This window comes from Nocardia fodinahabitans, from assembly GCF_052983615.1.
The window spans coordinates 2,643,757-2,667,721 of record NZ_JBRJJC010000001.1 but is presented as its reverse complement, the minus strand read 5'-3'; the positions used below and the strand labels follow the sequence as shown (position 1 = coordinate 2,667,721).

The window sequence follows — 23,965 nt, the reverse complement described above, 5'->3', positions numbered from 1 at the left end:
TAGTTGAACGGGTGAGGACCAACAGGCTGAGGAAGCGGTGCCGCTGTTCTGGCAGGGCATAGCCACGGTCTTCGGCATCACCCCGAGCAGCTCGAAGACGACCGCACCGCAATAGATCTCCGAGGGATGGAGTCGACCACCGATCAGGTCCGATTCGTCGTCCACACGGCCGCCGTCGAGACTTGATCCGAGCTCTACCAGTCCACCGTCGAGCCGGGTGTCTCGCCGGAAGGGCCGGTGGCGGCGTGGCCGTCGTGGAGTTGGCCGGTGAGGTGATCGACCGCGGCGCGCAGCCTTCTCCTTCCGCCAGTGCTCGACGTCGTGTAGTGCGTCATCGCACCGGTGTGCAGCGTGACCGCCGGTCGGAACGACGAAGACCCGGTACCAGGGGGAGCACCGGGCCTTCGGGTGATCGGGGATCAGCAGTAGTAGCAGATCTTGTTGGCCGGGAGTTCGACGTGGCAGTTGAGGCAGACGGGCTTGCGGACCGGCTCCGGCTTGGGGACGGTGACGCTGCGGCGGGAGGACGTCGAGGGGCGCTTGGGCTTGGCGGCGGCTTCGGCCGCTTCGGCGGTGGCGAGGTCCTGGGAGGTCTGCTGGCGCAGGGCCGCGACCTTCGGGGGGAGGGTGGGCAGGCCGCCGTCGGCGGGGAGGTCGGTGGCGTAGTGCTGGTAGCACTGCCAGCGGGCGGCGGCGGCGTGCATCTCGAGGTCGTCGGGGATGGGCAGGCCCGCGAGTTCGAGGATGTAGCGGTAGCCGGTGCCGACGGTCTGGTTCTTGCGCACGCACAGGGCGCTCAGCGGCGGCTCGTTGTTCTTGTGGCAGTGCTCGGCGACCTTGTCCAGCACGACGGGCAGCCAGTGCTGCCACTTCACCTGCGTGCGGATCCCGGATTCCTCCTGGACCAGCTCCGCCAACTCGGTGTTGACGATGAAGTTGTTGAACCTGGTCGCGGTGTCGGCGAGCACCTCGTGGGCGGCGCGAGTCCACTCCGACCGTGCCTCGGTGAACGTCACGGCGCTGCCGTCGGCCGCGCGCCAAGTGGTCGGGATAGAACTCTGCTGCACATCGATCACCGGAATACGTTATCTACCCGGGTTTTTCGCGGTGCATCGGGGGTATGTGGGTAAGCTCACGCGCGCGCGAACTACAGGTCGGACTGGCCGGAATCGTCGCGGTGCTGCTTACCGAGTCGCCAGAGGAACTCCGGGTCGTCGTCGGGGCCCAGGATCGGCCTGCGCGCCGGTGGGCCGGAACCAGGGCCCGCCTTCTCGGGGCCGAACGCCTTCCAGCACAACACCGCGACGGCCACGATCGCGATGAGTGCCAACAGGTACGTCACGTCGCTCACCTCCTGCTATCGAGGGTAGCCGTGTCCGCGCCGTGTGCACATCCGTAACGGAAGGGAAATTCCCGGCAAACGCGAGCCCGTGGCGGACTCGCGTCGGCCGGTCGGGTCAGCGGGGTGCTGCCTCGGTGGTGAGCGACTTCAGCAACTGCAGAACCTCGGACTCGCGGAATCGGCGATGTCCGCCCGGCGTGCGCAGCGAACCGAGCCTGCCCGCATGAGCCCACCGGGTGACGGTCTTGGGGTCTACGTGGAACATTGCGGCTACTTGGCCTGGTGTCAGCAGAGTGTCCTGGCCGCCGACGGTGATCGCAGTCATAGCTAACCTCTCCGTTCTCGACAGTTCCCTCATCAGATGGCGTCATCGTCGCACTGCGACCCCCACGTAGTCGAACCACCTACTGTTGGTAAAGGGGAAGTAATAGACAAAAGCCGCGAACGGGGCTGCATCGTGCGCAGGGTGGGCGTACCTCCGCATTGCGCCGGCCGTGCGCGGGTCTGTTGACGGCTGCGCATGCAGCGCGCATAAGCTGGTGGCGTGAGTGAAGCAACTGGTCAGCAAGGTTCTGGCGCGGGGAAGCGGCTGGTCCGCAATCTGGCCCTCTACACGCTGGCCCGGCTCGGGCTCGTCGTGCTGATCGCCGCGGTGATCGTCGGCGTCGCCAAGCTCATCGGCGTCGAGGTGCCGATCATCGTGGCCGCGCTGTTCGCGCTGATCGTCGCGATGCCACTCTCGCTCACCCTGTTCAAGAAGCTGCGTACGAAGGTCAATGAGGACATCGCCGTCGTCGACGCGCGCCGCCGCCAGGACAAGGCGCAGCTGCGGGCCCGGTTGCGAGGTGACGACGACGGGTCGGCCGCGTGAAATACCTCGACCGCAGCGCTCCGCGTGACTGGGTCGACAACGCTGTCCGGCTGATCAACGCCGATTCCCAGCGCTCCGCCGACACCCATCTGCTGCGGTATCCGCTGCCCGCGGGCTGGCCGGTGCAGCTCTACCTCAAGGACGAGTCCACCCACATCACCGGCAGCCTCAAGCACCGGCTGGCGCGCTCGCTGTTCCTGTACTCGATCTGCAACGGCTGGGTCACCGAGGGCACCACGGTCGTGGAGGCGTCGTCGGGGTCGACGGCGGTGAGCGAGGCCTACTTCGCCAACCTGCTCGGCCTGGATTTCGTCGCGGTGATGCCGTCGAGCACGTCGCCGCAGAAGATCGCGCTGATCGAAGCACAGGGTGGCCGTTGTCATTTCGTCGAGCGGGCGCCGGAGATGTACACCGAGGCCAAGCGTCTCGCCGCCGAGACCGGCGGGCATTTCATGGATCAGTTCACCCACGCCGAGCGCGCGACCGATTGGCGCGGCAACAACAACATCGCCGAATCCATCTTCCAGCAGCTGGCTCTGGAGACCAATCCGATCCCGGAGTGGATCGTGGTCGGCGCCGGCACCGGCGGCACCAGCGCCACGATCGGCCGCTACATCCGCTATCACAGGCACGCGACCCGGCTGGCCGTGGTCGATCCCGAGAATTCGGCGTTCTTCGGCGGTTACGAGACCGGTGACGCGGGCTACGAGACCGGCATGCCGTCGCGGATCGAGGGCATCGGCAGGCCGCGCGTCGAGCCGTCCTTCGTCGGGCAGGTCGTCGACCGGATGATCGTGGTCCCGGACGCGGCCTCGATCGCCACCGCCAGGCACGCCAGCACGGTGCTGGGCCGACGGGTCGGCGGTTCGACCGGGACGAACCTGTGGGGTGCCTTCCACCTGGTGTCCGAGCTGCTCGCCGCCGGCCGCAGCGGCAGTGTCGTGACGCTGCTGTGCGACGGCGGTGACCGGTACGCCGGAACGTATTTCGACGACGCCTGGGTCGACGCCCAGCACCTCGACATGGTGGGACCCACCGCCGTCCTCACCGAATTCACCGCCACGGGTCGCTGGCACGGCTGACTGCCGAAACCTGACCGAAGATGTCAGATTTGGGTGTGAGGATCGGTGTCATGACGACCCGCTATTACACCGCGACCAGCCTCGACGGCTATATCGCCGACCCCGACAATTCGCTCGACTGGCTGATGGCTGTGCCCGATGCCGACACCGCGACCGGCGATGTCAGCGAATTTCTACTCGGCGTCGGTGCGCTGTGCCTGGGTTCGACGACCTACGAGTGGATGGTGGCCAACAATCCGCCCGCTGTCTGGCACGAGAACTACGGCGACCGCCCGACCTGGGTGTTCACCCATCGTGAGCTGCCCGAACTCCCTGGCGCGAATGTGCGTTTCGTCGCGGGCGAGGTCGGGTCGGTGCACGCGGAGATGGTCGACGCCGCCGCCGGTCGCGACATCTGGATCATCGGCGGCGGCGACCTCGCCGGGCAGTTCGCCGACGCCGGACTGCTCGACGAGGTGGTCGTCGGCATCGCCCCGGTGACGCTCGGTGGCGGCGCCCCGTTGCTGCCGCGCCGCCTGCTCTCCGATCGGCTGCGGCTGGTCGAGGTCGAACAGCTGGGCCAGTTCGCCAAGCTCGTGTACCGACTGAGTTGATCCGTGTTGTCAATTTTTGTTGACACCGCGCGGATCGTCAATCAAAATTGACGGCATGACCGATGCAACAACGCTCGCCTCGGCGGCGGGCAATCCCGATCCGGCGGTCGGCCTGCGCGCGGTACTCGCCCTGCGCAGGCTGGCCGACCGGCTCGAATCCATCCAGGTGGCCAATGCCAGGGCCAGCGGCTGGTCGTGGCAGGCGATTGCCGAAGCGCTCGAGGTGAGCAAGCAGGCGGTGCATCAGAAACACAATCGGAAGGGCGGTACCCGCTGATGTTCGAGAAGTTCAGCCGACATGCCAGGGTGGCGGTAGTGAGCGCCCAGGACGACGCCAAGGAGCTGGGCGCCGAGCGGATCGGACCCGAGCATGTGCTGCTCGGCGTGATCGCGAACGCCGAACCCGGCCTCCGGGCGGTGCTCGACGCCCGGGGCATCACCGCCGACGGAGTGCGCGCCGCCCTCGCCACCCGCACGAGCGCGCCGCCGCTGGGAGCCGACGACGCCGACGCTCTGCGCTCGATCGGCATCGACCTGGACGCGGTGCGGGCCAGCATCACCGAGAACTTCGGCCCCGAGGCCTGGGACCGGGCCGAACCGGAGGTCCGGCGCGGCGTCTTCGGCCGGATGCTGGGCGCCGGGCACATCCCGTTCGCCGGTCCGGCCAAGAAGTCGCTCGAACTCGCTCTGCGCGAGGCGATCCATCGCAAGGAGCGCGAGATCTCCACGGCCTACCTGCTGCTCGGGATCTTGCGCGGCGCCGACCCGGCCACCACCGACCTGCTCGGCGGCCGCGACGGGGCCGCCGCCTTGCGCGCCGACGTCTACGGAATGCTCGACCGCGCAGCGTGAATTCTGCGTCGGGTGTGTGTCAGACCCGACGCAATGTCCGATTCCACGCATAGCATGGCTCTATGCAGCTAGCTATTCGACTGGTCATCAACGCCATTGCCATCTGGGCCGCGGCGGCGTGGATCGACAAGATCGACATCCTGGTCCCGGCCGATTCGGGCAACTGGGGCAAAGCCCTGGTGATCCTGATCGTCGCGGCGGTGTTCACCGCGGTGAACGCCGTCATCAAGCCGATCGTGCAACTCCTGTCCCTGCCGTTCGTGATCCTCACGCTCGGCCTGTTCCTGCTGCTGGTGAACGCGGGCATGCTCTGGCTCACCGCGAAGATCACCGAACTGTCCGACTACGGTCTGCGGGTCGACGGTTTCTGGGCGGCGTTCTGGGGCGGTGTGATCATCTCGCTGGTCAACTGGGTGCTCGGCATCCTCGTACCGGACGGCGACGACTAGCCGCAGGGTGCTCGGGCTCTGCCGAATTACCGGACGGCGACGACTAGCCGAGTCCGACGGCCAGCGCGCTCAGTGCCGACCAGGCCAGCAGTGCCAGCCCGGAGTCGCGCAGGGCGGGAATCAGTTCCAGCCCGCCCTTGCCCGTGCGCACCGGGGCATTGGCACGGATCGCCAGCGGCAACGCCAGCAGTCCGGCCAGTGCCCACGGGGTGCGGGCCACCAGCGCCAGGCTGATCACGAACGGTGCGACCAGCAGCACCAGGTGTAGCGTGCGGGTGCGCGCGTCGCCGAGTTTCACCGCGAGGGTGACCTTCCCGGCCTCGGTATCGGTGGGGATGTCACGCAGGTTGTTGGCGACCAGCACCGCGCTGGAGAACGCGCCGACGCCGATCGCCAGCAGCAGTCCCACCCAGTCCACGCGCAACGCCTGCACGTACTGGGTGCCCAGCACCGCGATCAGGCCGAAGAACACGAACACCGCGATCTCGCCGAAACCGCTGTAGCCGTAGGGCTTGCTGCCGCCGGTGTAGAACCAGGCGCCCGCCAGGCACACCGCGCCGATCGCGACCAGCCACCACGCGGTCGTCACGGCCAGGACCACGCCCGCGACCGCGCCGATCGCCAGGCTCAGCACCGCGGCATTGCGTACGGCGGTGGGGGAGGCCAGTTTCGAGCCGACCAGCCGCAGCGGGCCGACCCGCACGTCGTCGGTGCCGCGGATACCGTCGGAGTAGTCGTTGGCGTAGTTCACGCCGACGATCAGCGCCAGCGAAACCAGCAGCGCCAGTAGCGCTTTCCACCAGACGGCCCCATTGATCGACGCCGCCGCGCCGGTTCCGGCGAGTACCGGCGCGATCGCGTTCGGCAGCGTCCGCGGCCGGGCGCCTTCGATCCATTCCGCTGCTGTAGCCATGGATCGAAGCCTAGCCCCGGCCGGTGTACTAGGCGGATTCGGCGATGGTCTTGAGCCGGGCCAGGCCCTTGTCGAAGTCCTTGCCGATCATGTTGTCGATCGGGAAGACCTTGCCGAGCACGCCCATCAGGCCGGAGTGGGTGCCGGTCATCCGCCAGGTCACCTCGGTGTTGCCGCCGCCGGGCGTGAGGGTGAAGGTGACGAAGTTGGTGGCCTTGAACGGTTTCTCGAACGCCAGCTCGATGCCGATCTCGTGCGCGGCGTCGGCCTTGATCTCCATCGCGCCGGCGCCGGCCTTGCGATTGCCGCGCCAGGTGTAGCGGGCGCCGACGCCGGACTCGGGGCCGGTGTAGGTGCGCGCGAGCTGTGGATCGGCGTCCTCCCAGGGCGACCACAGGCGCCACTGGCGGAAATCGTCGATGAAGCCGTGGATGCGTGCGGGTTCGGCGGCAATGGTCGTGCGCCGGGTCACCTCGAAGTCGCCCATGCGGGTCAGCCTAGGCCCGGATACCGACAATTTCGCGGCGGGCGGCCGTGGTGTCGCGCCGGGTCGTCCCGCGTGGAACAGGAGCTCGTCGCCGCGCTCGCCGACGATGTCTCGCGGCAGGTCTGCGAGCTCGACGGCCCGACGGCGGGTGCCCGCCCTGCACGGCCCGTGCGTCGCGATGGCGTGGGCCACGCAAGGGCGGTGAGCGTCAGCTCCTGGTGTTGGCCAGCAGGTGTTCGCGCAGGGCGGCGCGGTCGGGCTTGCCGGGGCCGCGCAGCGGGATCTCGGTCAGCACGGCCAGCTCGCGCGGTGCGGCGATGGAATCGAGTTCGGCGACGACGTGGGCGCGGATCTCGTCCAGCGTCGGCGCGGCGCCGGGCACGGGCACGATCGCGACCGCGACGCGCTGACCCAGCCGCTCGTCGGGCAGACCGAGCACGATGCACTCCCTGATCCCGGGGTGATTGGCCAGCACGGCCTCCACCACCTGCGGAATCACCAGCAGACCGCCGGTCATGATGGCCTCGTCGAGGCGGCCGGTGATCGACAGCACGCCGTCGGTGTAGGTGCCCGCGTCCTCGGTGCGGAACCAGCCGGGCTCGGCGAAGGCGGGGTGGTCGGGCAGGTTGCGGTAGCCGCGGGCGATCATCGCGCCGCCGAGCAGCACCCGGCCGTCCTCGATCCGCACCTCGGTGCCGTCGAGCGGCACGCCCTCGTAGACGCAGCCGCCGCAGGTCTCGCTCATGCCGTAGGTCCGCACGACGGTGATGCCCGCCTCGCGCGCGCGTTCGTAGACCGGCAGCGGCGTCGCCGCCCCGCCGACCAGCACGCCGTCGAGTTCGGCCAGCGCCTTGGCGGCCACCGGCGAATCCAGCGACTTGATCAGCTGCGTCGGCACCAGCGCGGTGTAGCGGCGTGGCCCGCGCATCGCGGCGACGGCACCGGCCAGCGCCTCGGGCAGGAATCCGCCCGACACGTCGAGCACGGTCGGCTCGGTGCCGGCCAGGATGCTGCGCAGCAGAACCTGGATACCCGCGATGTGGTGGGTCGGCAGGGCCAGCAGCCAGCTGCCCGGCCCGCCGAGCCGCTCGTGGGTGGCGTTACCGCTGGCCCGCAGGGCTTCGGCGCCCAGCAGGGCGCCCTTGGGGATGCCGGTGGTGCCGGAGGTGGTCACCACCAGGGCGACATCGTCGTCGATCGGATCGCCGGGCTTGAGCGCGTCGGAGAGCCTGCGCGCCTCGCGGCGATCGGTGGTCGGGATCGGCAGCCAGGCCGGGCCGTTGCCGTCGAGCGCTTGACGCAGATGGGGAAGCACCTCGCCGACACCGGAACCGGTCGGCATCTGCAGCGTCCGCAGGGTTCTGCTCACGCCACAGCCTCGCCGGCGCTCGGCTGTGGCATGCGCGGTGCGCGCTCCCTCATGCCCACCACCTCCGGATACAGCTTGCTGCGCTCCCTCACGGCTTCGATCGTGTCATGCGGCGGCCGAGACCCGGCCAACGGGTCGGTTTGCCGGGAAATGGTTCGCCAAAAGGCAGGCATAGCGACTGCGATTCAGTAGATGGACGACAACTCGCACTGCGGTCCGGACGACGGCGGTCGGGCGCTTGCTCGCAGTCATCGTGCGCGGCCGGACCCGGATCGGCAACTCGGGTCCGCCGCGATAACCACTCGTTCACTCCGCCGACCAGCGCGGATCTCGCCGGATCGGATGTTCGGCAGGAACCTGTACCAGAACGATCGCGATGCCGTCCGGGTCACGCACCCACATCTCCCACAGGCCCCACGGCTCGAGCACGGGTGCGCGCTCGATCGCGATTCCCTTCAGCGCCAACTCCGCTGCCGCGTCGGCCACATCGCGCACCTGCAGCCAGATCGCGCCGTCGAAGCGGCCTGGTTCGCCGCTGCCGCCGTGCCCGGCGACCTCGATCAGCCCCTGCCCGGCGTAGAACACGGTGCCGCCCGGGTACTCCCGCGCGATCGCCAGGCCGAGGCCGTCCCGGTAGAACGCCAGCGTGGTGGCATAGTCGCTGGGCCGCAGGATGATCCGGCTGTTGAGAATGTCCATGGGGCCGTCCGTTCTCAGAAGTACCAGGGGTAGGGCGCCCAGTCGGGCTTGCGCTTCTCCAGGAACGCGTCGCGGCCCTCGACCGCTTCGTCGGTCATGTACGCCATTCTGGTCGCCTCGCCCGCGAAGAGCTGCTGGCCGACCAGGCCGTCGTCGAGCAGGTTGAACGCGTACTTCAGCATCCGTTGGGCCTGCGGTGATTTGCCGTTGATGTCGGCGGTCCACTCCAGCGCGACGTTCTCCAGCTCGTCGTGGTCGACGACCTTGTTCACCGCGCCCATCTGGTGCATCTCCTCGGCCGTGTACGGCCTGCCGAGGAAGAAGATCTCGCGGGCGAACTTCTGCCCGACCATCTTCGCCAGATACGCGCTGCCGTAGCCGCCGTCGAACGAGCCGACATCGGCGTCGGTCTGCTTGAACCGCGCGTGCTCGCGCGAGGCCAGGGTCAGGTCGCAGACGACGTGCAGGCTGTGCCCGCCGCCGGCCGCCCAGCCGTTCACCAGCGCGATGACGACCTTGGGCATGAAGCGGATCAGCCGCTGGACCTCGAGGATGTGCAGCCTGCCCGCGCGCGCGGTGTCGACGGTGTCGGCGGTCTCGCCGTCGGCGTACTGGTAGCCGTTGCGTCCGCGGATGCGCTGGTCGCCGCCGGAGCAGAAGGCCCAGCCGCCGTCCTTCGGGCTCGGCCCGTTGCCGGTGAGCAGCACCGCGCCGACATCCGGTGACATCCGCGCGTGATCGAGCGCGCGGTAGAGCTCGTCGACGGTGTGCGGACGGAACGCGTTGCGCACCTCCGGCCGGTCGAACGCCACCCGCACCGTGCCCTGCTCGATATGTCGGTGGTAGGTGATGTCGGTCAGGTCCTCGAACCCGGGGACGGGCCGCCACAGCTTCGGATCGAAAGTCACGACCCTGATTATTGCCCTACCGTCCGGCGGACCGGTACGAGGTCGTAACCCCGCAGCTCGGCGGTCGCCGCATGTTTCCCCGACCCGGTGCGTATAGTTGCGGCTGCTCGTTCAACGAACCGATCCGGAGGAACCTGAAAGTGGTTGCAGCGCTGTCTGAATCCCTGCTCGACGACACCAAGCGTCCGGCTTTCCTTGCCGACGCCGTCGAGGTTCTCGACGCCGAGGTCTCGGACAAAGGTGGTGCGTCCGGCCTGGCCGTGAAGGGTGGCTACGCGGCGGTCAAGAAGATCAGCCCGACCATCGTTCCCGATGCGCTGGCGTCGCTGGCGCCGAAGCTGCTCGACCAGCTCCAGCCGTACTGGGCCGAATTCACCACCTCGGGTGCCGGCACCTTCGCCGACCTGCTGACCTCGAAGTCCGACGAGGTCGCCGAGTCGCTGCTGGCCGTCACCGACGCCCGCGCCGACGCGTCGAGCCGTCCCGCCCTGCAGAAGGTGTACTCCTCCATGCGTGGCTCGGCCAAGAAGCACGTCGTCGAGGCTCTGCCGCGGGTGGCCGACCTGGTGCAGAAGCACGCGGGCTGAGTCCCATGGCGGGGTAGCCCCCGCGGAGATCGATCGTGAGGCCGGTGCGGCCCGGGTGTGAACCCGGTCCGCACCGGCCTTTCGCGTCGTCGGGTGACCACCCTCACGTAACGGGGGGCGGAGCGGGCGGGGTCACACCTATTCCCGGTCGCGGGTAAATTCCGGCCGCGCGATTGTGAGCCCGGTAACGCCGTCGGTGAACGGCGGGGAAATCTCGGGTTGCCGATAAATCCGGATAAGCGACACCGGCTCCGAACGATTTACTGCTTCCGTTCTGAATCGATTACGTTCGATTTCAGGTGATTCGGAAGGTGAATTACCGCGACGCGGAACATAACTTTTCCGCTCGGTCCGGTTCGAGAAGGAAGTTCGGTCCCATGATCTCTCGCAAGACCCTCGCCGCCACCGGTGCCGCCGCTGCCGCCGCCGTGATGTTCCTCGGTCCCGTCGCCGTTGCGGGCGCCGAATCCGGTTCGGCGACCGGATCCTTCAGTGGCTCGGCCGATCTGGCCAGCGGATCCGCCGACCTGTCCTCGGGTTCGGCCGCCCTGACCACCGGTTCGGCCGCAGGCGCCGGCGTGCTCGACTCGGGCAGCTCGGCCCTCGACGGCGGTACTTCCGCACTGGTCAACGTCATCGACCTGATCACCGGCATCAACGGTCTCCTCCCGGCGCCCGCGGCTTCCTGATCTTTGCGCGGCAAGCCTTTCCGGAATTCGGTGGCGGGTGTGAATCCGCCGCCGAATTACCATTTTTCGGCGCAGCCGGGCGAGCAGTCTTCGAATGTCACCCAGGTAATTACGGAAATGCTTCCGCGGGTGCCGATATCGGCCGGTCGAAACAGGTGAACGCATCGCTGAGGTACCGGTCCCGGTGGCGTGTCCACCCAGCCGGTGACGCAGACAACGCGGGCCGGGGGCAGACGGGTGTGGTCCGGTCTGACAGTCTGGGATTGTGAATCCGTCAACTGCGCAGGCACGAGTGGTCGTCGACGAGCTCGTCCGCGGCGGCGTCCGCGAGGTGGTGCTGTGCCCCGGATCGCGCAACGCCCCACTGGCCTTCGCGCTGCAGGCGGCGGACGTGGCCGGGCAGCTGCGGCTGCACATGCGCATCGACGAGCGCACCGCCCGGCTTCCTCGCGGTCGGGCTCGCGGTGTCGTCCGGGCGGCCGGTGCCGGTCGTGATGACCTCGGGCACCGCCGTCGCCAATCTCGGTCCCGCCGTACTGGAGGCCAATTACGCCCGGGTGCCGCTGATCGTGGTCAGCGCGAACCGGCCGTACGAGATGCTCGGCACCGGCGCCAATCAGACGGTCGAGCAGCTCGGCCTGTTCGGCAGTCAGGTCCGGGCCACCATCAGCCTCGGACTCGCCGAAGCCGAGGCGGGCGAGTCGGCCTATCCGCGGCAGAACAGCGTCTGGCGCTCCTCGGTGTGCCGGGTGCTCGCCGCGGCGCGCGGCACCAGGTCCGGCAATGCCGGACCGGTGCAGTTCGACATCCCGCTGCGCGAGCCGCTGGTCCCCGAACTGTCCGACGATCCACTGCCCGCGGGCCGCGACGGTGAACGGCCCTGGACCTCCACCCAGTACGCCACCCTCGACGTGCCGCTCGACATCGATCTGACGTCCGACACCGTCGTCATCTCCGGCCACGGCGCGCGACTGCTGCCCGAACTCGCCGAGCTGCCGACCGTCGCCGAGCCGACGGCGCCGATGCACGGTCCCGCGCTGCATCCGCTCGCGCTGTCGCTGCTGAAGCCGGCGCAGGCGATCATCACCGGCCGCCCGACCCTGCATCGCCAGGTCTCGCGGGTGCTCGCCGACCCGAAGGTCACCGTCTTCGCGCTCACCACCGGCCCGCGCTGGCCCGATGTCTCCGGCAATGTCGTCGGCACCGGTACCCGCGCGGTCACCACCGGTACGCCGCGATCGGAGTGGCTGGCGCGCTGCGCCGACCTGAACCGGCAGGCGGAATCGGTGGTGCGCGCCGAGTTGGCCACCCACCCGAAGGCCACCGGCCTGCACGTGGCGGCCGTCGTCATGGCCGCGCTGCGCGAGGGTGATCAGCTGCTGCTCGGCGCGTCGAACCCGGTCCGCGACGCCGCGCTGGTCTCGCATCCGCGGCCCGGCGTGCGGGTGCTGTCCAACCGCGGCGTCGCCGGTATCGACGGCACCGTCTCCGGTGCGGTCGGCGCCGCGCTGGCCCATCCCGGCCGCACCGTGGCGCTGATGGGCGACCTGACCTTCCTGCACGACGCGTCCGGCCTGCTGATCGGGCGCGGCGAACCGCGGCCCGACAACCTCACCATCGTCGTCGCCAACGATGACGGCGGCGGCATCTTCGAGCTGCTCGAACAGGGGGACCCGCAGTACGCGGGCGTGTTCGAGCGGGTCTTCGGTACCCCGCACGGCATGGACCTGGCCGCCCTGTGCGCGGCCTACCGCATTCCGCACCGCCAGGTCGACCCGGCGGAGCTGGCCGTGGAGCTGGTGGGCGACGCGCACGGTCTGCGTGTGCTCGAGGTCGCGACGGAGCGCTCCAGCCTGCGTGAACTGCACGCCACGGTGCGCTCGAAGATCGCCGGCTAGGCGGACCTCCGGCCGATCCGGGCCGCGCCCGTCAGGGCTCCTCGACGAACTCGTCGTCGTAGGGGACCGGGATGGTCTGCTCGATCACGTCCGCGGCGTTCGCGGTGTCGGCGTCTCGGTCGATATTGGCCGCCATCTCGTCGGAGTAGTCGGCGGCATCGGAGAACGCCGGGTCGTCGGGATCGTCGGCGGCGAAGACCGATTGTTCCTGTTCGATCCGATCGGCCTCGGGGACTTCGTCGAGTGGCTGGGCGGTGTCGTCGATCATCGGTGCTCCTCGGGTGTCGCCTCGCACGGTGTCGCTGATCGTTCCGCCATCCAGCGTCCGCCGATCGGCGGCACTCGGCAACCCGCCCGGCGATGAGATCGCGTGGCCCATCTCGTCTCCATAGGTGAACGAGTCCGTCCTCGCCCAGGAGCGCCCATGGAACCGCAGTTCGACTTCGCCCTCGCCGCCCGCACCCTCGCCGACGTCGTCGCCGGGATCCCCGACGACTTGCTCGACGCTCCGACGCCGTGCGAAGGCACCGCCGTGCGCCAGGTGCTCGCCCATGTCGTCGGGCTGACCGAGGCCTTCCGGCAGGCCGCCACCAAGGAGTCCCTCGGCCATTCGGTGCCGCCGAGCCTGGACAGCCCGCTGACCGCGGACTGGCGCACCCTGATCCCCGCCCAGCTCACCGCCCTCACCGAGGCGTGGCGGGACCCTGCGGCCTGGGACGGCGATGCCGAGGCCGGTGGCCTCGTGTTGCCCGCGGCGGTCATGGCCACCGTCGCGCTCGACGAGGTCACCGTGCACGCGTGGGATCTGGCGGCCGCTACCGGCCAGTCCGTCACGGTCGACCCGGACCACCTGGCGATCCTGCTCGAATTCCTGCGTGACACCGACCCGGACGGCACGCCCGGCCTGTTCGGTCCGGTTGTCGCCGTGCCCGAGGCAGCGCCCGCTTTCGACCGCCTGCTCGGTCTCACCGGACGCGATCCGGGCTGGCGTCCCGCTGTGATCGCAGCGGGACGGCGGGTGTGATCCGGTCGCAGCACGTTCGACCGTAAACCTTGAGGGGTTTCGTTGTGCTGCAACTTGTTCTGATCCTGATGGTAGGCGCGGCTCAGCGGACGAAGGCGCCGCCGATCGTGGCGAGGGTGGCCGCCCGCGCCGACTGGTCGGCGGCGTTGTCGTCGATGGGGTCACCGCTGGCGAGCAGGCGGTAGTACAGCGGCGCGGACACGGCCGACAGGACCGCCCGCGAATCGGTGCCCGCCGGCGCCTCGCCACGCGCCACGGCGGCCTCGACGCAGGGCGCCCATTCGGTGAGCCGGGTGTCGTAGAAGGTGTGCAGCGCCGTGGCGGTGACCTCGTCGCCGGTGGCCGCGGCGATGACGGCGCGGAACAGATTGCCCTGGCGCGGGTCGGCGAGCGTCTTCGCGACCAGCCGGGCATTGGCGGTCAGGTCGTCGAGCAGCGCACCGGTGTCGGCGCGGGGCAGCGACTGCTCGGCCATGTCGACGAGCAGGTCGGCGACCAGGCCCGCCGGTGTGCGCCAGCGCCGGTAGACCGTCGTCTTGCCGACGCCCGCTGTCGCGGCGACCTCCGCCAGATCCAGGCTCACGAACCCCCGGTCGGCGATCAGATCGCCCGCGACCTGCAGAACCGATTCGCGCACCCGCGCGGTGCGCCCACCAGGGCGAACGGACCCCGGCCAGGCGATGTCGTGATTCATAACGGAACTCCAGTTTCATTTAGTGCGCAATGGGTGTACTGTCCGAAGCGTTAACGGAACTATAGACCCTTTAGGAGTTCTCATGGAGTACCGGCGGCTCGGCGCATCGGGTCTGCACGTTCCCGCGCTCGGTTTCGGCGCGGGCACCTTCGGCGGACGGGGCGCGCTGTTCAGCGCCTGGGGCGATACCGACGCGGCGCATGCCAGGCGTCTGGTCGACATCAGCCTGGAGGCCGGTGTCACGCTGTTCGACACGGCCGATGTGTATTCCGACGGCGCCTCGGAGGAGGTGCTCGGCGCGGCGATCAAGGGCAGACGCGAGCAGGTGCTGCTGTCCACCAAATCCGCGCTGCCGACCGGGCCGGGCGCACACGAGGCCGGTGCGGGCCGGGCTCGGCTGATCCGCGCGGTCGACGCCTCGCTGCGCCGGCTCGGCACCGATTACCTCGACCTGTTCCAGTTGCACGCCTTCGACGCGGGCACCCCGCTCGCGGAAACCCTCACGGCCCTCGACGATCTCGTCCGCGCGGGCAAGATCCGCTATGTCGGTGTCTCCAACTTCGCGGGCTGGGAGCTGATGAAGACGCTGTCCACCGCCGAGGCGCTCGGCCTGGAAAAGCCTGTCGCGCACCAGGTGTACTACTCGCTCGTCGGCCGCGACTACGAGTGGGAGCTCATGCCGCTCGCCGCGGACCAGGGCGTCGGCGCGATTGTCTGGAGTCCGCTGGGCTGGGGCAGGCTCACCGGCAAAGTCCGTCGCGGCCAGCCGCTGCCGGCGGGCAGCAGGCTGCACGAGACCGCGCAGGCGGGCCCGCCGGTCGACGACGAACACCTCTACGACATCGTCGACGTCCTCGATCGCATCGCGGCCGACACCGGCCGCAGCGTCCCGCAGATCGCCCTCAACTGGCTGCTCACCCGGCCCACCGTTGCCAGCGTGCTGATCGGCGCCCGCAACGAGGAGCAACTGCGCCAGAACCTCGGCGCGGTCGGCTGGCAGCTGGAGCCGGAACACCGGGCGGCCCTCGACGCCGCGAGCGCGACGACACCGCCGTACCCGTACTACCCCTACCACCGGCTGCCCGACTTCACCCGGCTGAATCCGCCGGCGATTCGGGCGGCGTGATCAGTACACGTCGCGGACGTAGCGCTTCTCGGCCACCAGCTGCTTCTTGAAGGCCAGGGCGCCGGCCTCGTCCAGCTTCCCGTGGATCTGGGCGATTCGCAGCAGGGTGTCGTCGACGTCCTTGGCCATCCGGGCGGCGTCGCCGCAGACGTAGAAGTGGCCGCCGTCGCGCAGCCACGACCACAGCTCGGCGCCGTGCTCGATCATCCGGTGCTGCACGTAGACCCGCTCGCGCTGGTCGCGGGAGAAGGCCAAGTCCAGTCGGGTGAGGAAGCCGGAGCGGAACATGTCCTCCAGCTCGGTCCGGTAGTAGAAGTTCTGGGCCGCGTGCTGGTCGCCGAAGAACAGCCAGTTGCGTCCGGTCGCGCCCATGGCCCGGCGTTCGTGCAGGAATCCACGGAAAGGAGCGATACCGGTGCCGGGGCCCACCATGATCATCGGGGCGTTCGGGTCCAGCGGCGGGCGGAAGTGCGGTGCGCGCTGCAGGAAGATCGGCACCTCGGCGCCCGCCCGGTCGGCGAGGAAGGTCGAGCACACGCCGCCGCGCCGGGCGGAGTTGCCCGCCGGTTCGCCGTAGCGGACGACGCCGACGGTCAGCTGCACTTCGTCGGGGGTGGTCAGTGGGCTGGAGGAGATCGAATACTGGCGCGGCTGCAGCTTTTTCATGGTGCCGAGCCAGTCGACCAGGTCGGTGCGCACCGGGAAGTCGCGCAGCACATCGGCGGCCTGGCGGTCCCACAGGTAGTTGGCGAGTTCGTTGCGGTTGTCGCGCCGCAACAGCTTGGCCAGCTGCGGGTGTGGATTGCGTTCGGCGATGAAGCCGAGCAGGTCCTGGCTCACCTTGGTGATGTCGTAGTGGGTGCGCAGGGCCTCGGTGAGGGTGAGTTCGCGGTCGTCCAGCTCGATCACGCGGCGACCGTCCAGGCCGGTCGCGGTGAGCCACTCCTCGACGAGCTCGGGGCTGTTGGCCGGTAGGACGCCCAGCGAGTCGCCGACCTCGTAGCTGGCGTCGAGGTCGTGCAGGTCGAAACCGAAGCGGCGCACCTCTTTCGCCGAGCCCGGTGCGCTCAGGGTCTCGTTGCGCATCAGCGTCGCGCGGACCGGGGCTTGGCGGGTGAACGGCGCAGGCGCGGTGCGCTGGACGCGAGTGGGGGCTGGTGCGAGAGGGCGGTCGAGCACGATCGCGCCGCCGCCACGACCGGACGGCTGCGGTAGCGAGGAGCCGGAAACCAGGTGCGGCGCAGGGGCATCGGTGCCACCGGTGCTCGGTGCGTCCGGTGGGGTGCTGTCATCCGGCGTCGACCCGCCGAGCACCGCGAGAACGTCGTCGAGCCACTGCTCGGCGGCATCGGCGAAGTCGGGTTCGCTGTCGACGCGGGGCACCAGCGGCTTGGCGCCGCGCGCGGCGAAGAGGCGGTCGAGTTTGCGGCCGTGGCCACAGAAGTCGTCGTAGGAGGAGTCACCGAGGGCGAACACCGCGTAGCGGACGTCGTTGAGCCGGACGATGCTGTCCTCGAGCCTGGTCCAGAAGTCGGCGCCGTTGTCGGGCGGGCCACCGTCGCCGAAGGTACTGGTGACGATGAGGATGTTGCCGGTGAGCGCCGACAGCTCGCAGGAATCCATGTCGAGCAGCGACGGCAGGAATCCGGCGGCGGACAGGCGCGCGGCGGCCGTGGCCGCGAGTTCCTCCGCGTTGCCGGTCTGCGATGCCCATAAGACCGTCACCGGAGGTGCCGCCGGCGCATCGGCGACAGGGTCTTCGGTGGTGGCGCCGGAGGTGCGCGAGTACATGCCGGCCAGCAGCCCGTCGACCCAGAGCCGGGACTGCGCCGACAGTGGCGCGCTCGCGGGCAGCACCGGCTGCCCGGATACCGGCAGCGACTGCAGCGCGGCGAGGTAGCCGCCGAGGTAGATGCGTTCGGTCTCGCTGAGAGTCGGCGAGGTGCCCGCGTCGAGGCCGAGGATCCCGGCCAGCGGGTGCGCGCTCGGCTGGGCGGATAGCTGGGTGGGCTGGGCCGGCGCCCGCTCGGGGGTGGCGGCGGGCCCGACCCGGCGCAGCGCCACCGCGCACGCCTTGAACTCCGGCTGTAGCGAGGCGGGGTCCACCGCGTCGTTGGTGACGGCGTTGATCGTCAGATATTCGCCCTGTTCGTCGTTCCAGTGGAAAGGAGCGAAGCAGTCGCCGGGCCGCACCCGATCGCTGATCTGCACCGGCAGGACGGCACGGCCACGGCGCGAAGCGATTTCGAGCTGGTCGTCGGGCTTCAGGTCCAGGCGCCGCGCGTCCTCGGGATGCACCTCGACGAAGGGCGCGCCGTTGAGCTTGGTCAGCTTGGCGACCTTGCCGGTCTTGGTCATCGTGTGCCACTGATGCTGCAACCGGCCGGTATTGAGCAGGAACGGGTAATCGTCGTCGGGCAGTTCGGCGGCGGGCAGGTGCGGGCGGGGGAAGAACATCGCGCGCCTGCTGGGGGTGGCGAACGCCAGTCGCGGTGTGCTGCCGTCGGATTCGACGTGCAGCGGCTGGTGGATGCCGTCGTTGAGGTAGCGGATCGGGTTGCGCGGGGCGGTGCTGTCGTTGCACGGCCACTGCATCGGACCCTCGCGCAGCAGGTCGTAGCTCATCCCGCTCAGGTCGTAGCCCGTCGCGGGGTTGGTGAACTGCTGGAGCTCGGCGAAAACCTCGGCGCTCGAGGTGAAGTCGAACCCGGGGAAGCCCATGGCCGTGGCGACCTGCGCGATCAGCAGCCAGTCCGGCCGCGCGTCGCCGACCGGATCGACCGATTGCTGCAGCAGGGTGACATTGCGCTCCGAGTTCACCATCACCGCATCGGCTTCGGCCCACAGCGTGGCGGGCAGCAGCAGATCGGCGTAGGCGTTGGTGGCGGTCTCGGTGTAGGCATCCTGCACCACCACCAGCTCGGCCGCCTCCAGCCCCGCGATCACCGTCTTGCGATTGGCGACGGTGGCGACGGGATTGGTGCAGATGACCCACGCGGCCTTGATCTCGCCGTCGGCCAGGCCACGGAACATGTCGATGGTGCCGGGACCCGCCTCGGTGCGCAGGGTGCCTGCGGGCAGGTCCCAGGCGGTCTCGACGAAGGTCCGGTCGGCGGGGGAGAGCAGGCTGCGCTGGCCGGGGAGGCCGGGGCCCATGTAGCCCATCTCGCGGCCACCCATGGCATTGGGCTGGCCGGTGAGCGAGAACGGGCCGCTGCCGGGGCGGCAGATCGCGCCGGTCGCCAGGTGCAGGTTCACCAGGGCATTGGTATTCCAGGTGCCGTGGGTCGACTGGTTGAGTCCCATCGTCCACAGCGACATCCACTCGCCGGCCTCGGCGATCATCGTCGCCGCGGTCCGGATGTCGGCCTCGGCCAATCCGGTGAGTTCGGCGACCCGGGCGGGCGGGTAGTCGGCGAGGAACTCGGGCATCGTGTCCCAGCCCTCGGTGTGCTCGGCGATGAACGCGGTGTCGATCGCGCCGTCGGCGACCAGCAGGTGCAGCAGGCCGTTGAGCAGCGCGAGGTCGGTGCCGGGCGCGATCTGCAGGAACAGGTCGGCGCGGGCCGCGGTGTCGGTGCGGCGCGGGTCGACCACGATCAGCTTGGCGCCCGCCTTGAGCCGGTCGGCCATCCGGAGGTAGAGGATCGGGTGGCAGTCGGCCATGTTCGCGCCGGAGACGAGGAACAGGTCGGCGTGCTCGACGTCGTCGTAGGAGCCGGGCGGGCCGTCGGCGCCGAGCGACTGCTTGTAGCCGGTGCCCGCGCTGGCCATGCACAGCCGGGAGTTGGCTTCGATGTGCTTGGTCCGCAGGTAGCCCTTGGCCAGTTTGGTCGCCAGGTACTGGGCCTCGAGGGACATCTGCCCGGAGACGTAGAGGGCGATCGCGTCGGGCCCGTGCTCGTCGAGGATGGCGCGCAGGCGGGTCGCTGTCCCGTGGACGGCCTCGTCGACCGGCAGCGGGACGGGGACCTGGCCGCGTTCGGGGCGGTGGTAGGCGGTGTCCATCCGGCCGGGTGCGGCCATCATCTCCGCGTGCGTCGCGCCCTTGGTGCACAGCCTGCCCGCGTTCGCCGGATGCAGCTTGTCGCCGCTGACCTTCGCGATCAACCGCGCACCCGACTGATCAGTCTTGGTCTGGACGCTGATGCCGCAGCCGACGCCGCAGTACGAGCACTGTGTACGCACAGTATCCGTCTCGCGGATGTCAGCTTCCCCTGTCATGGCTTCGATCATCCGCACCTGTCGTTGCGCTCGATTTACCGAACGTTATGTCCAGATGACAATCGACCTCACACGCCAAAATTTCCGCAGTGAGGTCCGGCCGCGAATATCGGCCCTGATCAGGGCGCATTCCGGCGCGGTTCCGTGCATCGCGCGCTGCCCCGGGGTGACGGGACTCACCCCGGGATCGGGGCGGTTCAGCCCAGTTTGTAGCCGCGATGCAGCGCCACCACGCCACCGGTGAGGTCGCGCCACTGCACCGAATCCCAGCCGGCGTCGGCGATCCGCCGGGCCAGCCTGCGCTGGTTCGGCCAGGCGCGGATCGACTCGGCCAGGTAGACGTAGGCATCGGGGTTGGAGCTGACGGCGCGCGCCACCCGCGGCAGCGCCTTCATCAGGTACTCCATGTAGACGGTGCGGAACGGCCCGAACACCGGCGTGGAGAACTCGCACACCACCACCCGGCCGCCCGGCTTGGTCACCCGCAGCATCTCGCGCAGCGCGAGGTCGATATCGGCGACATTGCGCAGGCCGAAGGAGATGGTCACCGCGTCGAACGAGTCGTCGGCGAACGGCAGGGCCATCGCGTCGCCGGCGACCATCGGCACCTGGCGGAACCGGCCCGCGGCGAGCATGCCCTGGGAGAAGTCGGTGGCCACACACCAGGCGCCGGACTTGCCGAGCTCGACGGTCGAGACGCCGGTGCCCGCGGCGAGGTCGAGGACCCGCTCACCCGGGCGCAACCCGAGCGCGCGCCGCGTCGCCCACCGCCAGTACCGATCCTGGCCCGCGGAGATGACCGTGTTGGTGAGGTCGTAGCGCTTGGCCACACCGTCGAACATCGACGCGACCTCGTGGGGTTGCTTGTCCAGCGATGCCCGAATCGGTTCCCGCTGCTCTGTTGTCGCCACGATTCGAGCTTATCCGGCGCGCGCTCGAACGCTCTATGCCGAGCGCGGCAATCGGTCCCGCATCCCGGTCACCTCGGCGTAATGGGTCATCAGCTCGGTGCAGATTGCGGGCCAGGTGCGGTGCAGCACCGACTTGCGGGCCGCCGCCGCGAACCGGGCGCGCTGGCCCTGGTCACGCAGGGCCGACACCGCGCTGGGCAGCAGTTCGGCGAACCGGTCGACCGGCAGCAGGTAGCCGTTGCGGCAGTGCGCGATCAGGTCGCGCGGCCCGCCCGCGTCCGGGCCGATCACCGGCACGCCGGAAGACAGCGCCTCCTGCACGCCCTGACAGAACGTCTCGTGCTCGCCCGGATGCACCATCACGTCCAGGCTCGCGTAGTGCGTGGCCAGTTCGGCGCCGCCGAGCTCGCCGGTGAACACCGCGCCGGGCATCAGCCTGCTCAGCCGCGCCCGTTCCGGTCCGTCACCCACCACGACCAGCTGGATCGACGGGTCGCCTGCCAGCGCCGCGAGCCGTTCGACGTGCTTCTCCGGCGCGAGCCTGCCGACGAAGCCGACCACCAGCCGGTCCTCGGCGCCCAGCCAGCTCGCCCGCAGTTCGGCGCTGCGCGCGGCGGGGCCGAACCGGTCGACGTCGACGCCGCGTCCCCAGCGGTGCACCCGCGGGATGCCGTGCTCGGCCAGGTCCTGGGCGGCCGCCGAGGACGGCGCCAGCGTCCGGGTGGCGCCCTCGTGGATCCGCCGCGTCCACGCCCAGGCCGCGCGGGCGGCCAGCCCCAGGCCGTAGCTCTTGGCGAATCCGGCGACATCGGTCTGGTACACCGCGACCGAGGGCAGATCGAGCCGGGTCGCCGCGGCCAGCCCGCCCGCGCCGAGCAGGAACGGCGAGGCCAGATGCACCACATCGGGATCGAAGGCGGCGATCGCGGCGGTGATTCCCGGCTGCGGCAGACCCACCGGCAGCGAGCTGACCTTCGGCACCATCATCGCGGGCACCCGGTGCACCGGGAAGCGGCCGTGGAAGCGGGGTGCGGGCGCAACGCCGCGCAGGGTGTCGGGTGCCACGATCATCGCGTCGTGTCCGTGCTGGTCCAGATGGTCCAGCACCCGCAACACGGAATTGACGACGCCGTTCATGTTCGGCAGGAATGACTCCGCCACGATGGCTACGCGCACCACCCCAGGGTGACCGTCACACCGCGCGACACCCCCACACCGACGTGAAGCCGGGACGAACAGCAGACGAAGTTACGCCTCGCGCTGCTTGCGCCGCAGCAGCCACAGCACGGGCAGCGCCAGCGCCCAGACCACCACGATCACCGAGGCCGCCGGGATGATCGCCACCCTGGCGTCGCGCCCGGCGACCCTGACCAGATCGGGGTCGCGGGTGCTGTATTCGACATTGATGCGCTGACCGGCCGTCAGATTGGTCGGATACAGGATGCCGACCTTCGGGTTGTGGGTGACGCTGTCCGGCGTCACGTACATGACCGCCGACCGCAGCCTGCCCGCCGAGAGCACCTCACCGGAGGTGGTGCCGCGATGGTGCTCGATCTCGAAGTCGTTGCGCCAGGCCGCGAGTACGAGCAGCACCATCAGCACGCTGATCACGGTGGCCACGCCCAGCACACAGGACCGCACCCGTCGCAGGCGCTTGGACCGCCGCTCCGACAGGCTCACTTCCGACACCCGGCACACAGTACCGTTGCCGCCATGTCCCGAAAATTCAGCTTCACCGTGCCCTACGCAGTCCCGGTCGAAGATCTTCACCGGGCACTCGTCGACGATGCGGTCTGGCAGGAACGATTCGCTGCCACCGAGACCGCGACCCTCGAACTCTCCCATCCCGACGGGCCGGGTTCGATTCGCCTCCATATGACTGAAACGCCAGGTCAGGACAAGGTTCCCGGCCTGGTTCGCAAGGTGCTCAAGAGTGATCTGGTGCTCTCGCGCACCGACAACTGGCAGCCGCTGCAGGGCGAGGTCGCCAAGGGCAGCTTCACCGGGCGCACCGGTGGCATCAACACCGAGATGTCGGGCACCTACGAACTGCGGCCGACCGCCGAGGGCAGCGAGATCGAAGTGGTCGGCACCGTCACCGTGAAGGTGCCGCTGGTCGGTGGCGCCATCGAGCCGCTGGCCGAGCAACTGCACCAGCGTGTTCTCAACAGCGAGCGCAAGTTCATCGAGAACCGCTTCGCCGCGAAGTAGCGCTGTCCCGCCTCTCCGCGATTCTGGCCAGGCACGTGTGCGGGGCTGGTCAGAATCGCGGCTGCCGGTATCGGCGCGGCCGGGTCAGCTGTCGTTGGGGAGTTACCCATGTTCTCGCGTTGATCGGGTGTGCGGATCGTCGGCGATCACGCGCTCGGCTCGACCAGGACCAGCCAATTGCCAGAGTTGTCGCGGATGATGGCTTCCGTGCCGTACGGCCGCGCGGCGGGCGGCTGGATGAACTCGACGCCCTTGGCGGTGAGCTCTTCGAAGGTCTTCTGACAGTCGGCGGTGCGCAGCCCGAGGGCGCCGTGGGTGCCATCGGCGAGAGCCCGCCGGATCGCGTCGGCCAGGTCGTCGGTCAGCGGCGGTCCCGGCACCATCAGCGTGACTTCGAGCTCGGTGTGATCCGGGTGGGCGACGGTGACCCACCGGAACCCGTTGTCGCCCATGCTCACATCCGCGGTCTCGACGAATCCGAGCATGTCGATGTACCACTGCTTGGCGGCGTCCTGATCGGTCACATACACGGTGACCAGGGAAACGTTCGTGATCGTTGTCATGACTCGAGGTTAGGACGGGCCGGTGCCACCGGGCTTCTCCGAAATTGCGGTGTCGGACCGAACCCGGTCGGAGAGCCCGTGCATGAACACATAGCAGCCCGGAATGTGTGGCGCGCCGTCGGCGAACCTGGCCTGATACTCGCTCGGCGTCACCCCGACGAGCTGGCGGAACTTGCTGCTGAACGAGCCCAGGCTCGAGTACCCGACCAGCATGCACACCTCGGTGACGGTCAGATTGGTCGCCCGCAGCAGGTCCTGGGCCCGTTCGATCCGTCGTTCGGCCAGATAGGCCCCCGGCGTACGCCCGTACACGGCGGCGAACGCCCGCAGGAAGTGGTACTTGGAGACCCCGGCCGCGCGGGCGAGGTCGTCCAGGTCGAGAGGGTCGGCGTAGTGCCGATCGATCAGGTCGCGTGCCCTGCGCAGGTGCGGCAGCAGGGCCAGGACCGGTCGACGCGCCGTCCCGCTCACGA

General features: G+C 69.4%; 28 protein-coding genes and 1 pseudogene. 12 read left to right on the top strand and 17 right to left on the bottom strand.

The features are described from left to right. Window positions 1–194: 194 nt before the first annotated feature. The 4 genes from NV348_RS12350 to NV348_RS12335 all read right to left on the bottom strand — a co-directional run bounded on the left by NV348_RS12350 (window position 195) and on the right by NV348_RS12335 (window position 1,667). On the bottom strand, window positions 195–335 hold the full coding sequence (locus NV348_RS12350; RefSeq protein WP_447147047.1) for a hypothetical protein: 141 nt from the start codon (window positions 333–335) through the stop codon (window positions 195–197). A gap of 84 nt (window positions 336–419) precedes the next feature. Then, on the bottom strand, window positions 420–1,076 hold the full coding sequence (locus NV348_RS12345) for a hypothetical protein (RefSeq protein ID WP_447147046.1): 657 nt from the start codon (window positions 1,074–1,076) through the stop codon (window positions 420–422). A 71-nt stretch (window positions 1,077–1,147) separates the two neighbouring features. Further along, on the bottom strand, window positions 1,148–1,351 hold the full coding sequence (locus NV348_RS12340; RefSeq protein ID WP_447147045.1) for a hypothetical protein: 204 nt from the start codon (window positions 1,349–1,351) through the stop codon (window positions 1,148–1,150). 106 nt (window positions 1,352–1,457) lie between these two features. Then, on the bottom strand, window positions 1,458–1,667 hold the full coding sequence (locus NV348_RS12335) for a BldC family transcriptional regulator (protein WP_019049435.1): 210 nt from the start codon (window positions 1,665–1,667) through the stop codon (window positions 1,458–1,460). Between the two features lie 219 nt (window positions 1,668–1,886). On the opposite strand from NV348_RS12335, the gene NV348_RS12330 reads away from it, so the two are divergent. From NV348_RS12330 to NV348_RS12305, 6 genes are all read left to right on the top strand, one after another. After that, window positions 1,887–2,213, top strand: coding sequence for a DUF4229 domain-containing protein (locus NV348_RS12330; RefSeq protein WP_447147044.1), 327 nt, complete (start codon window positions 1,887–1,889; stop codon window positions 2,211–2,213). Next, window positions 2,210–3,295, top strand: a complete 1,086-nt coding sequence (gene cds1 / locus NV348_RS12325; protein ID WP_447147043.1) for an L-cysteine desulfhydrase Cds1 — start codon at window positions 2,210–2,212, stop codon at window positions 3,293–3,295. The genes NV348_RS12330 and cds1 overlap by 4 nt, the downstream gene beginning before the upstream one ends. Window positions 3,296–3,345: 50 nt before the next feature. Next, entirely contained in the window at window positions 3,346–3,888 is a 543-nt protein-coding gene (locus NV348_RS12320) for a dihydrofolate reductase family protein (RefSeq protein ID WP_447147042.1), read from the top strand. Between the two features lie 55 nt (window positions 3,889–3,943). Then, complete coding sequence (locus NV348_RS12315) at window positions 3,944–4,165, top strand: helix-turn-helix domain-containing protein (RefSeq protein ID WP_447147041.1); 222 nt, start codon at window positions 3,944–3,946, stop codon at window positions 4,163–4,165. After that, the gene (locus NV348_RS12310; RefSeq protein ID WP_447147040.1) at window positions 4,165–4,740 is read left to right on the top strand and encodes a Clp protease N-terminal domain-containing protein; all 576 of its coding nucleotides are present in this window, start codon (window positions 4,165–4,167) and stop codon (window positions 4,738–4,740) included. The genes NV348_RS12315 and NV348_RS12310 overlap by 1 nt, the downstream gene beginning before the upstream one ends. Window positions 4,741–4,802: 62 nt before the next feature. After that, on the top strand, window positions 4,803–5,189 hold the full coding sequence (locus tag NV348_RS12305) for a phage holin family protein (RefSeq protein ID WP_447147039.1): 387 nt from the start codon (window positions 4,803–4,805) through the stop codon (window positions 5,187–5,189). A 43-nt stretch (window positions 5,190–5,232) separates the two neighbouring features. Here the strand turns inward: NV348_RS12305 and NV348_RS12300 are convergent, their stop codons facing one another. From NV348_RS12300 to NV348_RS12280, 5 genes are all read right to left on the bottom strand, one after another. Beyond that, a complete protein-coding gene (locus NV348_RS12300; RefSeq protein WP_447147038.1) occupies window positions 5,233–6,102 on the bottom strand; it encodes a 1,4-dihydroxy-2-naphthoate polyprenyltransferase in 870 nt (289 codons plus the stop codon). A gap of 28 nt (window positions 6,103–6,130) precedes the next feature. After that, window positions 6,131–6,589 carry an SRPBCC family protein gene (locus tag NV348_RS12295; RefSeq protein ID WP_447151009.1) on the bottom strand — a complete coding sequence of 153 codons (459 nt, stop codon included), beginning with the start codon at window positions 6,587–6,589 and terminating at the stop codon, window positions 6,131–6,133. A 208-nt stretch (window positions 6,590–6,797) separates the two neighbouring features. Beyond that, on the bottom strand, window positions 6,798–7,931 hold the full coding sequence (menE, locus tag NV348_RS12290) for an o-succinylbenzoate--CoA ligase (protein ID WP_447151008.1): 1,134 nt from the start codon (window positions 7,929–7,931) through the stop codon (window positions 6,798–6,800). 333 nt (window positions 7,932–8,264) lie between these two features. After that, on the bottom strand, window positions 8,265–8,657 hold the full coding sequence (locus NV348_RS12285) for a VOC family protein (protein ID WP_447147037.1): 393 nt from the start codon (window positions 8,655–8,657) through the stop codon (window positions 8,265–8,267). A gap of 14 nt (window positions 8,658–8,671) precedes the next feature. Further along, window positions 8,672–9,565, bottom strand: a complete 894-nt coding sequence (locus NV348_RS12280; RefSeq protein ID WP_316576188.1) for a 1,4-dihydroxy-2-naphthoyl-CoA synthase — start codon at window positions 9,563–9,565, stop codon at window positions 8,672–8,674. Window positions 9,566–9,705: 140 nt separating this feature from the next. On the opposite strand from NV348_RS12280, the gene NV348_RS12275 reads away from it, so the two are divergent. The 3 genes and pseudogenes from NV348_RS12275 to menD all read left to right on the top strand — a co-directional run bounded on the left by NV348_RS12275 (window position 9,706) and on the right by menD (window position 12,739). Continuing rightward, entirely contained in the window at window positions 9,706–10,152 is a 447-nt protein-coding gene (locus NV348_RS12275; protein ID WP_218719592.1) for a DUF6918 family protein, read from the top strand. A 377-nt stretch (window positions 10,153–10,529) separates the two neighbouring features. Continuing rightward, window positions 10,530–10,841, top strand: a complete 312-nt coding sequence (locus NV348_RS12270) for a hypothetical protein (RefSeq protein WP_447147036.1) — start codon at window positions 10,530–10,532, stop codon at window positions 10,839–10,841. Between the two features lie 265 nt (window positions 10,842–11,106). After that, window positions 11,107–12,739, top strand: a pseudogene (menD, locus tag NV348_RS12265) (2-succinyl-5-enolpyruvyl-6-hydroxy-3-cyclohexene-1-carboxylic-acid synthase). A gap of 31 nt (window positions 12,740–12,770) precedes the next feature. Here menD and NV348_RS12260 read toward each other — a convergent pair. Then, complete coding sequence (locus NV348_RS12260) at window positions 12,771–13,007, bottom strand: Rv3202a family protein (protein WP_447147035.1); 237 nt, start codon at window positions 13,005–13,007, stop codon at window positions 12,771–12,773. A gap of 156 nt (window positions 13,008–13,163) precedes the next feature. On the opposite strand from NV348_RS12260, the gene NV348_RS12255 reads away from it, so the two are divergent. After that, a complete protein-coding gene (locus NV348_RS12255; protein WP_447147034.1) occupies window positions 13,164–13,763 on the top strand; it encodes a TIGR03086 family metal-binding protein in 600 nt (199 codons plus the stop codon). An 82-nt stretch (window positions 13,764–13,845) separates the two neighbouring features. Here the strand turns inward: NV348_RS12255 and NV348_RS12250 are convergent, their stop codons facing one another. Continuing rightward, a complete protein-coding gene (locus NV348_RS12250; RefSeq protein ID WP_447147033.1) occupies window positions 13,846–14,457 on the bottom strand; it encodes a TetR/AcrR family transcriptional regulator in 612 nt (203 codons plus the stop codon). 82 nt (window positions 14,458–14,539) lie between these two features. Here NV348_RS12250 and NV348_RS12245 point away from each other — a divergent pair, with 82 nt between their 5' ends. Beyond that, a complete protein-coding gene (locus NV348_RS12245) occupies window positions 14,540–15,583 on the top strand; it encodes an aldo/keto reductase (protein ID WP_447147032.1) in 1,044 nt (347 codons plus the stop codon). On the opposite strand, the gene NV348_RS12240 is transcribed toward NV348_RS12245, so the two are convergent. The 4 genes from NV348_RS12240 to NV348_RS12225 all read right to left on the bottom strand — a co-directional run bounded on the left by NV348_RS12240 (window position 15,584) and on the right by NV348_RS12225 (window position 22,314). Beyond that, entirely contained in the window at window positions 15,584–19,819 is a 4,236-nt protein-coding gene (locus tag NV348_RS12240; RefSeq protein WP_447147031.1) for a bifunctional nitrate reductase/sulfite reductase flavoprotein subunit alpha, read from the bottom strand. A 185-nt stretch (window positions 19,820–20,004) separates the two neighbouring features. Beyond that, window positions 20,005–20,718 carry a demethylmenaquinone methyltransferase gene (locus NV348_RS12235; protein ID WP_355273866.1) on the bottom strand — a complete coding sequence of 238 codons (714 nt, stop codon included), beginning with the start codon at window positions 20,716–20,718 and terminating at the stop codon, window positions 20,005–20,007. A gap of 33 nt (window positions 20,719–20,751) precedes the next feature. Further along, window positions 20,752–21,894, bottom strand: coding sequence for a glycosyltransferase family 4 protein (locus NV348_RS12230; RefSeq protein ID WP_447147030.1), 1,143 nt, complete (start codon window positions 21,892–21,894; stop codon window positions 20,752–20,754). A 72-nt stretch (window positions 21,895–21,966) separates the two neighbouring features. Continuing rightward, on the bottom strand, window positions 21,967–22,314 hold the full coding sequence (locus NV348_RS12225) for a DUF3592 domain-containing protein (protein WP_378825598.1): 348 nt from the start codon (window positions 22,312–22,314) through the stop codon (window positions 21,967–21,969). 117 nt (window positions 22,315–22,431) lie between these two features. Between NV348_RS12225 and NV348_RS12220 the strand changes: the two genes are divergently transcribed. Next, on the top strand, window positions 22,432–22,929 hold the full coding sequence (locus tag NV348_RS12220) for a DUF2505 domain-containing protein (RefSeq protein WP_447147029.1): 498 nt from the start codon (window positions 22,432–22,434) through the stop codon (window positions 22,927–22,929). Between the two features lie 146 nt (window positions 22,930–23,075). Here NV348_RS12220 and NV348_RS12215 read toward each other — a convergent pair whose 3' ends face one another. Together NV348_RS12215 and NV348_RS12210 are read right to left on the bottom strand one after the other, a co-directional pair. Continuing rightward, complete coding sequence (locus tag NV348_RS12215) at window positions 23,076–23,492, bottom strand: VOC family protein (protein WP_447147028.1); 417 nt, start codon at window positions 23,490–23,492, stop codon at window positions 23,076–23,078. A 9-nt stretch (window positions 23,493–23,501) separates the two neighbouring features. Beyond that, a complete protein-coding gene (locus NV348_RS12210) occupies window positions 23,502–23,963 on the bottom strand; it encodes a helix-turn-helix domain-containing protein (RefSeq protein WP_447147027.1) in 462 nt (153 codons plus the stop codon). Window positions 23,964–23,965: the final 2 nt, after the last annotated feature.

Excerpts from the sequence above, each read along its gene's own strand:
- NV348_RS12350 (WP_447147047.1), bottom strand. The coding sequence starts at position 335 with ATGACGCACTACACGACGTCGAGCACTGGCGGAAGGAGAAGGCTGCGC.
- NV348_RS12335 (WP_019049435.1), bottom strand. The coding sequence starts at position 1,667 with ATGACTGCGATCACCGTCGGCGGCCAGGACACTCTGCTGACACCAGGC.
- NV348_RS12320 (WP_447147042.1), top strand. The coding sequence starts at position 3,346 with ATGACGACCCGCTATTACACCGCGACCAGCCTCGACGGCTATATCGCC.
- NV348_RS12315 (WP_447147041.1), top strand. The coding sequence starts at position 3,944 with ATGACCGATGCAACAACGCTCGCCTCGGCGGCGGGCAATCCCGATCCG.
- NV348_RS12310 (WP_447147040.1), top strand. The coding sequence starts at position 4,165 with ATGTTCGAGAAGTTCAGCCGACATGCCAGGGTGGCGGTAGTGAGCGCC.
- NV348_RS12305 (WP_447147039.1), top strand. The coding sequence starts at position 4,803 with ATGCAGCTAGCTATTCGACTGGTCATCAACGCCATTGCCATCTGGGCC.
- NV348_RS12300 (WP_447147038.1), bottom strand. The coding sequence starts at position 6,102 with ATGGCTACAGCAGCGGAATGGATCGAAGGCGCCCGGCCGCGGACGCTG.
- NV348_RS12295 (WP_447151009.1), bottom strand. The coding sequence starts at position 6,589 with ATGGGCGACTTCGAGGTGACCCGGCGCACGACCATTGCCGCCGAACCC.
- menE (WP_447151008.1), bottom strand. The coding sequence starts at position 7,931 with ATGCCGACCGGTTCCGGTGTCGGCGAGGTGCTTCCCCATCTGCGTCAA.
- NV348_RS12285 (WP_447147037.1), bottom strand. The coding sequence starts at position 8,657 with ATGGACATTCTCAACAGCCGGATCATCCTGCGGCCCAGCGACTATGCC.
- NV348_RS12270 (WP_447147036.1), top strand. The coding sequence starts at position 10,530 with ATGATCTCTCGCAAGACCCTCGCCGCCACCGGTGCCGCCGCTGCCGCC.
- NV348_RS12260 (WP_447147035.1), bottom strand. The coding sequence starts at position 13,007 with ATGATCGACGACACCGCCCAGCCACTCGACGAAGTCCCCGAGGCCGAT.
- NV348_RS12255 (WP_447147034.1), top strand. The coding sequence starts at position 13,164 with ATGGAACCGCAGTTCGACTTCGCCCTCGCCGCCCGCACCCTCGCCGAC.
- NV348_RS12250 (WP_447147033.1), bottom strand. The coding sequence starts at position 14,457 with ATGAATCACGACATCGCCTGGCCGGGGTCCGTTCGCCCTGGTGGGCGC.
- NV348_RS12245 (WP_447147032.1), top strand. The coding sequence starts at position 14,540 with ATGGAGTACCGGCGGCTCGGCGCATCGGGTCTGCACGTTCCCGCGCTC.
- NV348_RS12240 (WP_447147031.1), bottom strand. The coding sequence starts at position 19,819 with ATGATCGAAGCCATGACAGGGGAAGCTGACATCCGCGAGACGGATACT.
- NV348_RS12225 (WP_378825598.1), bottom strand. The coding sequence starts at position 22,314 with ATGGTGCTGCTCGTACTCGCGGCCTGGCGCAACGACTTCGAGATCGAG.
- NV348_RS12220 (WP_447147029.1), top strand. The coding sequence starts at position 22,432 with ATGTCCCGAAAATTCAGCTTCACCGTGCCCTACGCAGTCCCGGTCGAA.
- NV348_RS12215 (WP_447147028.1), bottom strand. The coding sequence starts at position 23,492 with ATGACAACGATCACGAACGTTTCCCTGGTCACCGTGTATGTGACCGAT.